The organism is Methylobacterium nigriterrae (assembly GCF_037106235.1).
GTDB classification, from domain to species: Bacteria; Pseudomonadota; Alphaproteobacteria; order Rhizobiales; family Beijerinckiaceae; genus Methylobacterium; species Methylobacterium nigriterrae.
In genome coordinates this window covers 62,550-74,899 of record NZ_JBAWTG010000017.1, presented here as the reverse complement: position 1 = coordinate 74,899, position 12,350 = coordinate 62,550, and the positions used below count along the sequence as shown (strand labels likewise).

The window sequence follows — 12,350 nt, the reverse complement described above, 5'->3', positions numbered from 1 at the left end:
GGCACCGGACGGCCGGCCGGCCGCGGGTGCGGCGACCGGCATCCCGGCCCTTGTGCGGAATCGACAAGTCGATAAGTTGCCGCACAGTCCCTTGCGTCCGGTGCCCACAGCGGAGATCGCCATGATCCCAGTGAAGGCCACGCCCGACCATTCCTCGACGCCCTCCCGCACGCATCCCGATCCGGTCGCCGGCATCTCCGCCGCGCAGGCCGCCGGGGCCCGGCCGCGACAGGCGAATCCGGCAGCCGCCTGATCCCGGCGCGCCGGCAGGCCCGCACCCCCGCCCAGCCTCGCCCGACGGGGCCCGCCCCCATCCCCGACCCGGGCCCCGGCCGAGGCCCGTGCCGGGACCTCTCGGCCATCCGCGCATCCGCGTGACCGCTGGAGATCGACGCGTGACAAGCAGCCTGATCCCGTGCCGCTACAATCCCGGCCGCGGCGGCCACGCGCCCTGCCATCTGCGCGAGGCCCTGCTCGAGGTGATCGAGCATATGGGCCCGTGGCGCCCCGGCATGCTGGAGCCGATCGCCGAGGTGAACGAGCGCGCCGTGCCGCTCTCCGCCCTGTGCGGCCTCCTGTGGAACTGCCGCGACCTCGTGCCGGGCCTCGAAGCCTGCGAGATGGAGCGGATCACCGGCCGCCGGATCACGAGCTACGCCTCGGCCGCCCGCGCCTTCAAGGCGATGCTCCGGCGCGGGAGCCTGCCGGCCGCGGACGAGGAGGCGCGGCCCGACCGGGATCCGCGGCGCGCGGGGCCGCTGCCCGCCGCCTATCCGAACCCCGACGCCGCGCGCTGAGCCAGGCCCCTCAGCGGACCGCGCCGGCGGCCCGGCGGTGCCGGTCGAGGGCGGTGACGCAGACGAAGGAGAGCGCCGCCATCGCGGAGCCGAAGGCGGCGATCGGCCACCAATGCCCCTTGAACTGCTCGGCCAGGATCGTGCCGACGATCGGCGTCAGCCCGCCCGCGATGGCGCCGCAGAACTGGTAGGCGATCGAGATGGCAGTGTAGCGCACCCGGGTCGGGAAGGCCCCCGCCACGTAGCCGGCGATGACGGCGTAGAAGGTCGCGACCCCCACGATGTTGAGGCAGAGGCCGAGGATGATCGCCGGGGCGGCCTTGGTGCCGACGAGGAGGAAGAGCGGGTAGGGGGCGACCATCGCCCAGACCAGCGCGCCCTGCAGGAACAGGCGCTCGTTGCGGATCAGCTCCGCGAGGCGCGCGCCGACCGGCGTCATCACGAGCTGCACCACGGCCCCGATCAGCAGGGCGTCGAGGATCGTCGCCCGCTCGATGCCGAGATACTGGGTCGTGTAGGCGATCATGAAGGTGTTGAAGAGGTAGACCGAGGCGATGCCGATCGTGTTGGCGCCCGCCGCCAGCAGGAGGGGCTTCAGGCTGGTGGCGAGCACCTCGCGGATCGGGGCCTGCGCGGGCCCGGCCTCGCGCCGGCTGCGCTCGAAGTCGGGCGATTCGGCGACGCCGAGGCGGATCGCGAGCCCGACAAGGAGGAGCACCGCGCTGACCAGGAAGGGCAGGCGCCAGCCCCAGTCGAGGAAGGCCTGCTTGTCGAGAAGCGAGGCCAGCCGGAAGGCGAGGAGCGACAGGATCTGGCCGGCGGGGCTCCCGAGCTGGGCGAAGGAGGCGAAGAAGGTGCTCCGCCCCTTCGGCGCGTGCTCGGCCGCGAGCAGGACCGCGCCGCCCCACTCGCCGCCGACCGCGATGCCCTGCAGCAGCCGCAGGGCGACGAGCATCACCGGCGCCCAGAAGCCGATCGCCGCGTAGGTCGGCAGGAGGCCGATGCCGGTGGTCGCCACCCCCATCATCACGAGCGTGACCACGAGGGCGCGCTTGCGCCCGAACCGGTCGCCGAAATGCCCGAAGACGAGGCCGCCGAGGGGGCGGGCCAGGAAGCCGACCGCGAAGGTCCCGAAGGCCGCGAGCGTCGCCACGAAGGGCGAGGCCTGCGCGAAGAAGAGCGGCCCGAACACGAGGGCGGCCGCGGTCCCGTAGATGAAGAAGTCGTACCACTCGATCGTGGTGCCGACGAAGGAGGCCAGCGCCGCGCGCCGGTGCTGGCCGGTGCGCTCGGCGGGCGGCGCCGCGGTGGCGATCTGCATGACCCGGACCCCTCTGTCGTCTCTGGCTCTCGGACGGATCGGCCGGATCAGGCGTCGGCCACCGCCTCGAGGCCGCACCACTCGGCGACGAACAGCGCGATGGCCGTGGTGATGCGCCGGAGCGAGGCGAGGCTGACGGCCTCGTCGAAGCCGTGGATGTTGCGGGAGACCGGCCCGTAGCAGAGGGCCGGGACGCGGTCGTAGAGGGCGTAGACGCGGGTATCGAGATAGCCGGCCGTCATGAAGGATTCGAGGGGCTCGCCCGTCGCCGCCCGGTGCGAGCGGGCGAGCGCGGCCTCGGCCTCCGAGCCCGGCTCCAGCACGTAGCCCTCGGCGTGGAAGCCGTTGAAGGTGACGCTCGGCGGGTTGTTGGCGAGGTAGCCGTCGGCCCGCGCGAAGGCGGCGACCCGCTCGGTGATCGCCCGGGCGGCGTCGGCCGCCCGCTCGCCCGGATAGAGCGCGATGCGGCAGTCGATCCGGCACCAGCACGGCACCGAGGAGGCCCAGTCGCCGCCCTCGATCCGGCCGATATTCAGGTTGATCGGGTGCTCGGCCTCGGCGAAGTGCGGGTGCGCGCCCTTGCGGGCGTTCCACTCGGCCTCGAGCGCGCGCAGCTCCGCGACGATCCGGTAGGCCGCGTCGATGGCATTCGAGCCGGTGGTCATCTCGCGCACGTGGACGGGCTGCCCGCGCACCTCCACCCGGAACCAGAGCACGCCGGTATTGGCGCGCACGAGCTTCTCGTCCTCGGGCTCGGGGATGAGCACGGCCTCCGCCCTGTAGCCGCGCAGATGCGCCATCAGGGCGCCGTTGCCGGTCGATTCCTCCTCGACAACGGATTGCAGGTAGAGCGTTGCGGCGGGCTGCAGCCCGAGCCGGCGCAGGGCGTCGAGGGCGAAGATGTTGGCGGCGTGCCCCGCCTTCATGTCGGCGCCGCCGCGCCCGTGCAGCCAGTCGCCCCGGATCACGGGGTCGAAGGGCGGGTGCGTCCACATCTCGGCCGGGCCCGGCGGGACCACGTCGACATGGGCCTGCAGGATCAGCGAGCGGCCGGTCTCGGCACGCGGCCGATGGATGCCGACGACGATCGGGGCGTCCGAGTGCTCCGGCGTGAAGGCCGCGCCGCCGGGATGCCGCTCGATCGCGGCCCGGTCCATGGCGAAGCGCTCCATCGCGAAGCCGCGCCGCTTGAGCGCCTGGAACACGAAGTCCTGCACGGCGTGCTCGGACCCGCGCAGGGAGGGCATGCGGATCAAATCCTGCGTGAAGGCGACCTGATCGGCGAAGCCCTCCGCCACCGCCTGCCCGATCCTGTCCCGAAGCGTGTCGTCGCACGGCATGGCTGAAATCCCTCGCGCGCGTCCGGATGCCGGCGCGGCCCTTCTGCTTCGCGCGGTCCTTGGCCGAGGCGCGCGGCGGCGGTGGCGGTGGCGCGATAACAACCAAGGGCTCTCGGCGTGTCAACAGATGATTTTGAGTGTCACTCCATGATACTTTTGAGCAAGCCCGTTTTCCCGTAAGCGGAGCCGGATGCGAGCCGGGGGGAGCCGACATGGACGCGCGCGAGGATGTGCTGGTCGGGGAGGTGCCGTCGAAGCCCGGTCTGCCCGTGGTGCGGGCGCTCGACAGGGGCCTGGCGCTCCTGCGCGCCTTCACCGCCTACAGGCCGCGCCAGACGCTCACGCAGCTCGCGGCCGCGTCCGGCCTCGACAAGGGCACGGCGCGACGCCTCCTCCACACCCTGTCGCGCGCGGGCTTCGTGACGCACGATCCCCGCACCGGCCTCTACGGCCTGACGATCACCGTGCTGGAGCTCGCCGCGGCGGTCGAGACCGGCCGCGACCTGCAGGAGGTCGCCGCGCCCTTCCTCGCGGAACTCGCCGAGCGCACGCGGGCCACCGCCTTCCTGTGGATCCACCACGACGCGGCGGCGCTCTGCGTCGGCCGGGTCCGGATGCCGACGCCCGGGGTCGAGGCGACCTGGTCGACGGTGGGGACCCGCGTCCCGATGAACAGCGGCGCCGGGCCGCGGATCCTGCTCGCCCACCTGCCGCCGGGCGAGCGCGACGCGGCCCTGGCGCGGCCCCTGCCGCGCCGCACGCCCGCGAGCCAGACGGATCCGGACCGGCTCCGGGACGAGGCCGGGCGGATGCGGGAGCAGGGCTTCGAGCTTGCCGTCGACGATTTCGTGATGGGGCTGTCGGGCCTCGGCGTGCCGGTCTTCGACCGGAGCGGCGCGCTCGCGGGCGCGCTCAGCATCACGACGCCGACGGAGGCGCTGACGCGGTCGACGCCGGCCGAGCCGCTCGCGCATCTGCGCTGGGCGGCCGCCGAGATCGGGCCGAGGCTGGTCTGAGGCGGCCGGCGCCGGGCGGGGAGGGCGCTCCCGCCCGAGAAGGCACCCCGCCCCGTCGCGGGCAGCGGGGATGCCAGTGGCGGGAGCACGCCGCGCCGTCAGGACGCCTTGGCGACCGGCGGCTCGACGACGCGCAGGCCCGCGGCGCGCGAACCGGCGAAGCCCGGCCGGCCGATGCGGCCGAGATCCATCAGGGGCTGCATCGGGACCTCGGCGAGATCGAGGAGCCGGGCATCGCGCCAGCGCAGCCTGAACTCGCCCTCGGCCCCGAAGAGGCGCGAGCGCGCCTTCTTCTCCTCGACGAGAAGAACGAGCTTCCCGGTCCACGTCTTCCGAAACCAGAACCGTCCTGTCAGGGACATGGCCACACCCATTCACAAGCCCCTCGCCCTGGACAACCGCCAAGGCTGGGAATGGTTCGGGCCGATTGCATCTGTGCGGATATTTCTATCAGGGCGCGTGTCACCGCGCGCGGCCCCGGATGGCCGGCCTGCGCGCCAGCGGGCGGATCAGGCCGCGACCGGGCGGGACGCGCCCATGGACAGCAGCTCGGCGACGCGGTCGTGGGCGCCCGCGGCGTCCGGCTCGGGGTGGTCGTGCCAATGTCCCGCGATGCTCAGCGCCGCGGTGAACACGACCCGGTCCGCCTCGTCGCGGACGCTCGCCAGGATGGACTTGCACCCCTGTTCGAGGGGCAGGTCACCGGCAACCTGGGAGAGAATCTGGGCGACGCGCTCGCTCGCCGCCTGCGGGCTGAGGTGCTCCTCGCCGACGGAATCGGACACAGCGAAGCAGGCATCACGGAGATCGAAGTAGTAGCGCGCCATCCGGCAGACTCCCAGCCCAAAGTCTTGAACAATAATTCGCATCGTTGCGCCAGCAAGTAAATGGTCGCAGGGGATGCGGGGACACGTACCGATCGGGACGGTGCAGCCGGAGGAGGTCCGGCCCGGCCGCCCCGCCCCAGGTCGAAGGGGGCGCGATCGGCGGCCGGCGCGAGCGTGAGCCCCGACGTCCGCATGTCGGGCGTGCGCTCCGGCCCAGTGGATCCGCGGTCCGGCCCGCAGGCATCGCGGGCCGAAGCGCCCCGACGACCCAAGATTTCCGCTCCCTTCAAGCAAAATCCGGCACTGCGCCAGAATAAAGCAGCGCATCCAGCCATACGACGATGAGGCTAGACGAGAGAATTTGGCTCGCACGCATCGAAACGACGGCCCTATAGCCTCCGGACCGGCGAGACGAGGCGGCGAATCACTTGGGAGCAGGAAACTAGTGGAGCGCGCCGGAGCCGCAAAGGTTCAGCACCCTGCCGTACGCTATGGTACGGGATGGAGGCTCAGGGCGGCGATGTGACGCCGAGCTGCTGCATGGCGGTGATGAGGGCGGAGGGCCGGCAGGGCTTCATCAGCAGCAGGCTGTTGTCGACCGGCCGCGGCTCCTCGACGCTGTAGCCGGTCACGTAGATGACCGGCAGCCCGGGAAAGCGGCTGCGGGCCCGCTCGGCGACGTCCCAGCCGGTGAAGCGGTCGGGCAGGCGGATATCGGTGAGGAGCAGGTCGATCGTCGTCGGCGAGGTCAGCAGCGCGTCCGCCCCCTCGTACGTCGTCGCCGGCAGCACGTTGAAGCCCGCATCCTGCAGCTCGGCCGCGACGACCTTGAGGAGGGCGGCCTCGTCCTCGACCACGAGGATCGTCGGGGTCTCGCCGGCCGCGGCCCGGCGCGGCGCCGCCTCGGCCTGCGCCGCGAGCAGGCCCGCGTCGGCCAGCAGCGCCTCGGCCTGCTCCCGCAGGGCCTCGGCCACCGCGCGCTGCCCCTGCCGCTCGAAATAGGCGGCGGCGGCGTTCAGCTCGAAGGCAACCGCCTCGTCGACGAAGGCGGTGGCCCGCAGGTCGGCAGCACATCGCGTCAAGGCAGCCCATTCCCCTGTCGGTGCCGGCGCGGATCGGACGCTGCCAGAAAGCGCCCGCACGAAGCGCCCGGCTTCGGACCTGCGTCGCCGGATCGCTCCGGGGGATGCGAGCCGCGCGAGAAAACCTGAACGTGCTGCCATCGGGCAGAGACCCGCCCCGATCGCGGCGAACGCCCTGGCCCGGCGAGAGCGGGCCATGGTTAGCCGGTCGCCGCCGGCGAAATCAAGTGCGCGCCCGCCCGCGGGGCGTGCGGCGAGGGGGCTCGCAGGACGGCCCCGCGGCGGCGCGCACGGGTGCGGGCCGGCGGATGCGGCGCCGGCCCGGCAGGATGGGGCTGCGCGCCCTGCGGCGGTGCGCCGTCAGAGCGGCTGCGTCTTCTTCATGCCGAGATAGCTGAACGCCGCCAGCCCCAGCCAGGGGCCCACGAAGACCAGGAAAAACACCAAGCTCATCGTCTGTCTCCTTCCCTGCGGGACGCGGCGGGCCGTGCGCGCTGCCCGGCCCACACCCGTTAAGTCCCGACCGGGCGGCAGGTTCACGGCGGGCGGGCGCGGCGCGCCCCGCCGGGCCTTCTTGCCCGAGCCTACTTGCCCTTGAGCGCGTCCTTGATGCCCCCGATGGCGTTCTGGACCTTGCCCTTGATCTGGTCGGCAAGGCCCTCGTTCTTCAACTTCTCATCACCTGTGGCGCGGCCGACACCTTCCTTCAGCTTGCCGCCCATATTCGTCGCGGAACCCTCGATGCGATCGTCGTTCACGATGTCCTCCGAATATTCGTCCGCCCTGGTCGGGCACAGAGACAAGACAAACGGGGCCTTACGCGAAAACGTTCCGGACGATCTCCGCGCGATCGGGCCGGATGGCGTCGGTCTGCATCGCAATGCCGAGCCGAAGACCATGCCCGGCGCCGCCGATCCTGCCGGCCTCCGGCTCTGTTCTGTCGGATCCTCGGGGAAGCGCGCAGCGATAGCCCGACGCGGGCCGGCTCTCGCCGAGCCACCCGGGCCAGGATCGGACCGGGCCCGGCCGGCGGCGCGCCAAGTCCGTGCGAAAGCAAACAATTCTCTCGACGGCATTGATGGATGCGAAATACATTCGGCCTGCAGGTGATTCGGCTCGCACGGGGGAACTGAGGTGCGCGGGTTGAGTGCGGTGGAAGCAGACGTCGCGGACATGATCGCGTTCGATCTTCTGCGACGCGCCTATTTCCAGCTGGCCGAGATGCTTCTTCAGGCGGACGCGGCGGCGACATTGGAAGCCATGGCTTCCGTCGAGACGCTGATCTCCGCCCTCGTCGAGAGCCACGCGGTCGAGCCGGCCACCCAGTCGGTCGGTCGGGAGATCCTCGTGACCGCCAACCGCAAGGTGCAGGCGATCCTGCGGGAGCGGCCGGCCCCGGACCTCCCAGCCCGGTTCCCGCGGCAGATCCAGGGCACCTGCTGAGGCGCGCCGGCGGGGTTCGCCGGTCCCCGCGCGAACGGTCAAGCTTTCGTCACGCTCCTGGTCCATGAGGGTGCCGCCACCCAGACCGGACAGGAGCCTGCGCATGCAGCCACACCGAACCGATTTGCGTGCCAGCGCCCCCACCACCGCCAAGATCCTGCTCGGCTCCGAGGTCGTCGGCTGCCACATGCGCGAGGACGGTGCGGCGGGCGCCTGCCTCGAGCTGATGAGCGCGGCCGGCATCCCGGAGCATTTCGTGCTGACGGTCGGCGCCGAGGGCGAGGACCGGCTCGCGCGCGTGACCTGCCGCAAGCAGGGGGAGAACGGGGCGCGGCTCTGGGTCCAGTTCCTCGGGCCGGCGAGCCTCGCGGCCTGATCCCGCGGGCGGACCCGCGCCGCCCGAGATCGCGGGAACAGCCGGCCCGGCACGTGGCCGCGGCCGGCTTCCGGCGGCGCGGCCTCGCTTCGTCCGATTCCGCACCGAACCCGCGCCGCGCCGGAGAGCGACGATCTGAACGTTCATTGGTATAGATTTATCTACTTTAAATTGCGCCCTCGCCGTGTCCGCGGCTTGTCAATTGGACCTTGGTACAGCTACACCCTTGCGACCGGGCGCGGCGCATCGCCGGCCGGTCCTTGGAGGGGGCTCCGAGCGCATCGCGATGAGGTTCCGTTCGCGCCGCGAGGCCGGGCGCCGGGCGGGCGCGTTCCCGCCGTCGCGGCAGCGATCCCGTCCCGAGGAGCGGCCAGCCCGGACCATCGCCGGATCGAGAGGCTGAGGATCATGGGTGCAGGCAGCCGGGCCGTGGCTCAGGAATACGTCGAGATCCTCGTGAGCCGCGCGCGGCGCGCGGGCGAGCGCCCGGCCGCCTGCCTGCGCGATCACCAGAGCCGCATGCGCCTCGTCGCCGGGCCGAACCCGAGCGCGCAGCTGCGCGACGTGCTGGACGCGCTCGAAGGCGGGATCGCCGCGCTGGCGCAGCCCGCCCCGGGCGAGGGCCGGGCCGGCCACCCCCGCTGAAGCAGGGTCCGCCGAGGCGGTCGCCGGCTCGGCGCGAGACGACGCGACACCAAGGCTTGACGCGCGATCTGGCCGAGACCTCGGGAGGAAATGCCGTGCCTGTCCAGACCCGCTCCCTGCCGCGCGCCTCCGCGCTCGCCGGCGACGACGACGGGCCGAGCCCGAGCCTCGACGACCGGGCCGCGACCCTGATCATCAGCACGGCCGCCGTGCTGATGATGGGCATGCTGGGATTCTTTGTCTGGGCGATGAACTGAGCCGGCGGGCCCGTTGCTATGCGGCGACGCCCGCAGAATCGGGCTTGACGCCCTCGTGGACGCGTTGCACGATGTCTTCCCGTAGATGAGGAGGCTGGCCATGCAGGTCCATTGCAGCAAACCTCATGCATCCGCCCGAGACGGCGAAGATCAGGACAAGCCGCCGGATTAGTTTCCGCAGGATGGTGGCCGATCGAATATCTTGCCTGGTTCCGACCGAAGCCCTTCTGACAGGCGATTTTGTTTGATCTGCGTAAATCCTGTTTAAGCCTGGCCAGCCAACGCTGTCCAGGCTCTTTGTTTGCTCGACACGAACGAATTCTACAATTTTATCAGTTACTTATAACACTTTAAAGGTATTGCCTCGCGCAACTCCCGTATTATACTTCCACAAAACTCGGGAGGCGCTCATGACCCACGATCCCCGATGCTGGTTCGGCTTTCACGCGTGGCAGCCCGCAGCCTGGCCGCCGGATCTCGTCGCGCGCCTGCGCGAGCGGGGCTGGAGCACCCAAGCCGCCTCCCGCTTCGAGGTCTGCCCGCGCTGCGTGACGAGCCGCACCATCTTCGCCGAGAGCGTCGCCGCCCCCCTGTCCTACGTCGTCCCGGGCAAGGCGTGACGGGCCAGGCGTGACGGGCCAGGCGTGACCCGGCTCGACCGGGACGGGCCCCGATCCGCGACGCGCCCCCTCTCCCGTGCGGGAGAGGGCTGGGGTGAGGGGTGCGACCTCTCCGGAAAGGTCGAACCCCTCACCCGGTCCGCGTGACGCGGACTCGACCTCTCCCGCACGGGAGAGGTGATGTGCGCCCGTTCCTGTGGCGGTCGGATCCTCGCCGGCATCGATCCGCGAGCCGCCGGGCTCGCACGGGAGAGGCAGGCCGGCGTCGAGGCCCTGTCCCGCGCGGAGCGCCCGGGACGAGGCGTGGATGAACGGGCCCGCAGGAAGGCGCCGCCCTATCCCGTCAGCGCGCCGGGCGCGCGCGCCCCGTCCTGCACGTGCAGGTAGGCCGGGTCGAATTCCGCGAAGGCGTGGAGCCTGGCGAGGTCGGGGATGGTCAGCCGGTACTGGCTGAACACGATCAGGCCGCTGCTGCGCAGGGATTGCAGCACGCGGTTCACGTGCACGTGCGAGATCCCGACCACGTCGGCGATGTCGCCCTGGGTGAGGCCGAACTCGAAGCAGTTCTCGTCGGCGAGCCCGACCGCCCGCAGGCGCACCATGAGCTCGCAGAAGATGTGGGCGAGCTGCTTGTCGGCGCCGCGCCCGGTGCTGGCGAGCCATTCCTGCGTGATGCTGAGCTTCACCAGCGTCATCCACCAGAGCGCGCGCCCGATCCGCGGGTAGGTCTCGATCAGGTCCGCCATGGCCTGGCGCGGGATGTCCGCGACGATGCAGGGGGTCAGCGCCCCGACCGTGTTGCCGAGCGCGAAGGGCAGCGGCAGGTGGCCGTCGCAGAGGTCGCCCGGCAGGATCAGCGAGATGATGCGCCGCGCGCCGCCCGACCAGATCTTGTAGCGGCAGGCGATGCCGCCGAGGATCAGGTGCACGCTCTGGGGCGCCCCGCCGGTCTCGATGTCGGTGCGCGCGGGGACCGGCCGCGTGCGCAGCGTCAGGGCGTGCAGCGCCTCGCGCTCCGTTGCCGAGAGAGGGCCGGCATGCTCCAGCCGTCTGATCAGGCGGTTGTCCATCATCGGGTCTCAACCACCTCCAGCAGTAGTATCGTCCATATTCCGGTTGCGAACACAAGTAGCGCGATCATTTCAACCTCAGGTAAATAGATCTGCGGACAATCCGGCGTCATTCCGGGCGCGGCGCGCGAACGGCGCCTCGGCGAGGAAGGTGCTGCCGGGAGGGCGCGCTGTGGACGGGCGCGGGAACGCTGTGCCGGAGCCGGGCCGGCATGCCATCATCGGGCCGAGGGCATCCCGCCGGCGGGCCGCGCAGGAGGACGACGATGAGCGCAACCACGGAGCCCCGGGCGGTCGCGGTCGAGGATGCGAGCCTCGCGGCCTTCTACCGCGACATGACGGCGCCGGAGCGGCGCACCTTCTGGGCCTGCGCGACGGGCTGGGCGCTCGACGGCATGGACTTCATGATCTACCCGCTGGTGATCGGCACGATCATCAAGCTGTGGAGCGTCGATGCCGGCACGGCGGGGCTCGCCGCCACCGTGACGCTGCTCGCCTCGGCGCTCGGCGGCTGGCTCGCGGGCTATCTCGCGGACCGGATCGGCCGGGTCCGCACCCTGCAGCTCACCATCCTGTGGTTCTCGGCCTTCTCGCTCGTCTGCGCCTTCGCGCAGGACTTCACGCAGCTCCTGATCGCCCGCGCGCTGCTCGGCCTCGGCTTCGGGGGCGAGTGGGCGGCGGGCGCGGTGCTGATGGGCGAGACCATCCGGGCGCAGTATCGCGGCCGCGCGGTCGGCTCGGTGCAGTCGGGCTGGGCGGTCGGCTGGGGCCTGGCGGTGCTGGCCCAGGCGGTGCTGTTCTCGTGGCTGCCGCCCGAGACGGCGTGGCGCTGGATGTTCGCGGTGGGCGCCCTGCCGGCGCTCCTCGTCCTCTACCTGCGCGCCTATGTCGAGGAGCCGACGGTGGCCGCCGAGAGCCGCGCGAAGGCGCGGGCCGCGGGCGACGACCCGGCGATCTGGGAGATCTTCTCCGGCCCGCTCCTGCGCACCACGGTTCTGGCCGCCCTCGCGGCCACCGGCTGCCAGGGCGGCTACTACGCCGTCACCACCTGGCTGCCGCGCTTCCTCACCACCGAGCGGGGCCTCTCGGTCGTCTCCTCGACGGGCTACCTGGCGGCGCTCATCGTCGGCTCCTTCGCGGGCTATCTCGTCGGCGCCTGGCTCGCCGACCGGCTCGGGCGGCGCCCGCTCTTCCTGATCTTCTCGCTCGGCGCCATCGCGGTCATCCTGGCCTACACGCAGCTGCCGCTCTCGAACGCGGTCCTGTGGGTGCTGGGCTTCCCGCTCGGCTTCTTCGCGTCCGGCTACTTCTCCGGCATGGGCGCCTTCCTGACCGAGCTCTACCCGACGCGGCTGCGCGGCTCCGGCCAGGGCTTCTGCTACAATTTCGGGCGCGGCGTCGGCGCGCTGTTCCCGACCTTCGTGGGCTATCTCTCGGCCCAGGTCGGGCTCGCCTCGGCCATCGCGGTCTTCGCAGGCGCCGCCTACGGCGTGTTCTTCCTGGCCGCCTTCGCGCTCCCCGAGACGCGCGGCCGCGTGCTGGAGGCGGAGGGCTGA

General features: G+C 71.7%; 16 protein-coding genes. 9 read left to right on the top strand and 7 right to left on the bottom strand.

The features are described from left to right. Nucleotides 1–121 precede the first annotated feature (121 nt). Nucleotides 122–253, top strand: coding sequence for a hypothetical protein (locus WDW90_RS11875; protein WP_336487587.1), 132 nt, complete (start codon nt 122–124; stop codon nt 251–253). Between the two features lie 142 nt (nt 254–395). Beyond that, nucleotides 396–797, top strand: a complete 402-nt coding sequence (locus tag WDW90_RS11870; protein WP_336487586.1) for a hypothetical protein — start codon at nt 396–398, stop codon at nt 795–797. Nucleotides 798–807: 10 nt separating this feature from the next. On the opposite strand, the gene WDW90_RS11865 is transcribed toward WDW90_RS11870, so the two are convergent. Beyond that, the gene (locus tag WDW90_RS11865) at nt 808–2,118 is read right to left on the bottom strand and encodes an MFS transporter (RefSeq protein ID WP_336487585.1); all 1,311 of its coding nucleotides are present in this window, start codon (nt 2,116–2,118) and stop codon (nt 808–810) included. 47 nt (nt 2,119–2,165) lie between these two features. Next, nucleotides 2,166–3,458, bottom strand: coding sequence for an ArgE/DapE family deacylase (locus WDW90_RS11860; protein ID WP_336487584.1), 1,293 nt, complete (start codon nt 3,456–3,458; stop codon nt 2,166–2,168). 212 nt (nt 3,459–3,670) lie between these two features. Here WDW90_RS11860 and WDW90_RS11855 point away from each other — a divergent pair, with 212 nt between their 5' ends. After that, nucleotides 3,671–4,474 carry an IclR family transcriptional regulator gene (locus WDW90_RS11855; protein WP_336487583.1) on the top strand — a complete coding sequence of 268 codons (804 nt, stop codon included), beginning with the start codon at nt 3,671–3,673 and terminating at the stop codon, nt 4,472–4,474. A 98-nt stretch (nt 4,475–4,572) separates the two neighbouring features. On the opposite strand, the gene WDW90_RS11850 is transcribed toward WDW90_RS11855, so the two are convergent. From WDW90_RS11850 to WDW90_RS11835, 4 genes are all read right to left on the bottom strand, one after another. Then, the gene (locus WDW90_RS11850; RefSeq protein ID WP_336487582.1) at nt 4,573–4,836 is read right to left on the bottom strand and encodes a hypothetical protein; all 264 of its coding nucleotides are present in this window, start codon (nt 4,834–4,836) and stop codon (nt 4,573–4,575) included. A gap of 147 nt (nt 4,837–4,983) precedes the next feature. Continuing rightward, on the bottom strand, nt 4,984–5,301 hold the full coding sequence (locus tag WDW90_RS11845) for a DUF6894 family protein (protein WP_336487581.1): 318 nt from the start codon (nt 5,299–5,301) through the stop codon (nt 4,984–4,986). A gap of 509 nt (nt 5,302–5,810) precedes the next feature. Continuing rightward, nucleotides 5,811–6,383 carry a response regulator gene (locus tag WDW90_RS11840; protein ID WP_336487580.1) on the bottom strand — a complete coding sequence of 191 codons (573 nt, stop codon included), beginning with the start codon at nt 6,381–6,383 and terminating at the stop codon, nt 5,811–5,813. Nucleotides 6,384–6,967: 584 nt separating this feature from the next. Continuing rightward, nucleotides 6,968–7,141: a CsbD family protein gene (locus tag WDW90_RS11835; protein ID WP_336487579.1), complete on the bottom strand. Its 174-nt coding sequence runs from the start codon at nt 7,139–7,141 to the stop codon at nt 6,968–6,970. Between the two features lie 376 nt (nt 7,142–7,517). Here WDW90_RS11835 and WDW90_RS11830 point away from each other — a divergent pair, with 376 nt between their 5' ends. The 5 genes from WDW90_RS11830 (at nt 7,518) to WDW90_RS11810 (ending at nt 9,724) form a co-directional block, all read left to right on the top strand. Further along, nucleotides 7,518–7,826 carry a hypothetical protein gene (locus tag WDW90_RS11830; RefSeq protein ID WP_336487578.1) on the top strand — a complete coding sequence of 103 codons (309 nt, stop codon included), beginning with the start codon at nt 7,518–7,520 and terminating at the stop codon, nt 7,824–7,826. Between the two features lie 103 nt (nt 7,827–7,929). Continuing rightward, the gene (locus WDW90_RS11825) at nt 7,930–8,202 is read left to right on the top strand and encodes a hypothetical protein (protein ID WP_336487577.1); all 273 of its coding nucleotides are present in this window, start codon (nt 7,930–7,932) and stop codon (nt 8,200–8,202) included. Between the two features lie 408 nt (nt 8,203–8,610). Further along, nucleotides 8,611–8,847 carry a hypothetical protein gene (locus tag WDW90_RS11820; protein WP_336487576.1) on the top strand — a complete coding sequence of 79 codons (237 nt, stop codon included), beginning with the start codon at nt 8,611–8,613 and terminating at the stop codon, nt 8,845–8,847. A 95-nt stretch (nt 8,848–8,942) separates the two neighbouring features. Beyond that, the gene (locus WDW90_RS11815; RefSeq protein ID WP_336487575.1) at nt 8,943–9,104 is read left to right on the top strand and encodes a hypothetical protein; all 162 of its coding nucleotides are present in this window, start codon (nt 8,943–8,945) and stop codon (nt 9,102–9,104) included. Nucleotides 9,105–9,514: 410 nt separating this feature from the next. Next, nucleotides 9,515–9,724 carry a hypothetical protein gene (locus WDW90_RS11810; protein WP_336487574.1) on the top strand — a complete coding sequence of 70 codons (210 nt, stop codon included), beginning with the start codon at nt 9,515–9,517 and terminating at the stop codon, nt 9,722–9,724. 335 nt (nt 9,725–10,059) lie between these two features. Here WDW90_RS11810 and WDW90_RS11805 read toward each other — a convergent pair whose 3' ends face one another. Then, the gene (locus WDW90_RS11805) at nt 10,060–10,797 is read right to left on the bottom strand and encodes a Crp/Fnr family transcriptional regulator (protein ID WP_336487573.1); all 738 of its coding nucleotides are present in this window, start codon (nt 10,795–10,797) and stop codon (nt 10,060–10,062) included. 263 nt (nt 10,798–11,060) lie between these two features. Between WDW90_RS11805 and WDW90_RS11800 the strand changes: the two genes are divergently transcribed. Then, complete coding sequence (locus tag WDW90_RS11800) at nt 11,061–12,350, top strand: MFS transporter (RefSeq protein WP_336487572.1); 1,290 nt, start codon at nt 11,061–11,063, stop codon at nt 12,348–12,350.

Bases quoted from the DNA above. Each gene is read 5' to 3' on its own strand.
- WDW90_RS11800 (WP_336487572.1), top strand. From the start codon at position 11,061: ATGAGCGCAACCACGGAGCCCCGGGCGGTCGCGGTCGAGGATGCGAGC.
- WDW90_RS11845 (WP_336487581.1), bottom strand. From the start codon at position 5,301: ATGGCGCGCTACTACTTCGATCTCCGTGATGCCTGCTTCGCTGTGTCC.
- WDW90_RS11805 (WP_336487573.1), bottom strand. From the start codon at position 10,797: ATGATGGACAACCGCCTGATCAGACGGCTGGAGCATGCCGGCCCTCTC.
- WDW90_RS11865 (WP_336487585.1), bottom strand. From the start codon at position 2,118: ATGCAGATCGCCACCGCGGCGCCGCCCGCCGAGCGCACCGGCCAGCAC.
- WDW90_RS11875 (WP_336487587.1), top strand. From the start codon at position 122: ATGATCCCAGTGAAGGCCACGCCCGACCATTCCTCGACGCCCTCCCGC.
- WDW90_RS11820 (WP_336487576.1), top strand. From the start codon at position 8,611: ATGGGTGCAGGCAGCCGGGCCGTGGCTCAGGAATACGTCGAGATCCTC.
- WDW90_RS11825 (WP_336487577.1), top strand. From the start codon at position 7,930: ATGCAGCCACACCGAACCGATTTGCGTGCCAGCGCCCCCACCACCGCC.
- WDW90_RS11860 (WP_336487584.1), bottom strand. From the start codon at position 3,458: ATGCCGTGCGACGACACGCTTCGGGACAGGATCGGGCAGGCGGTGGCG.
- WDW90_RS11855 (WP_336487583.1), top strand. From the start codon at position 3,671: ATGGACGCGCGCGAGGATGTGCTGGTCGGGGAGGTGCCGTCGAAGCCC.
- WDW90_RS11850 (WP_336487582.1), bottom strand. From the start codon at position 4,836: ATGTCCCTGACAGGACGGTTCTGGTTTCGGAAGACGTGGACCGGGAAG.
- WDW90_RS11810 (WP_336487574.1), top strand. From the start codon at position 9,515: ATGACCCACGATCCCCGATGCTGGTTCGGCTTTCACGCGTGGCAGCCC.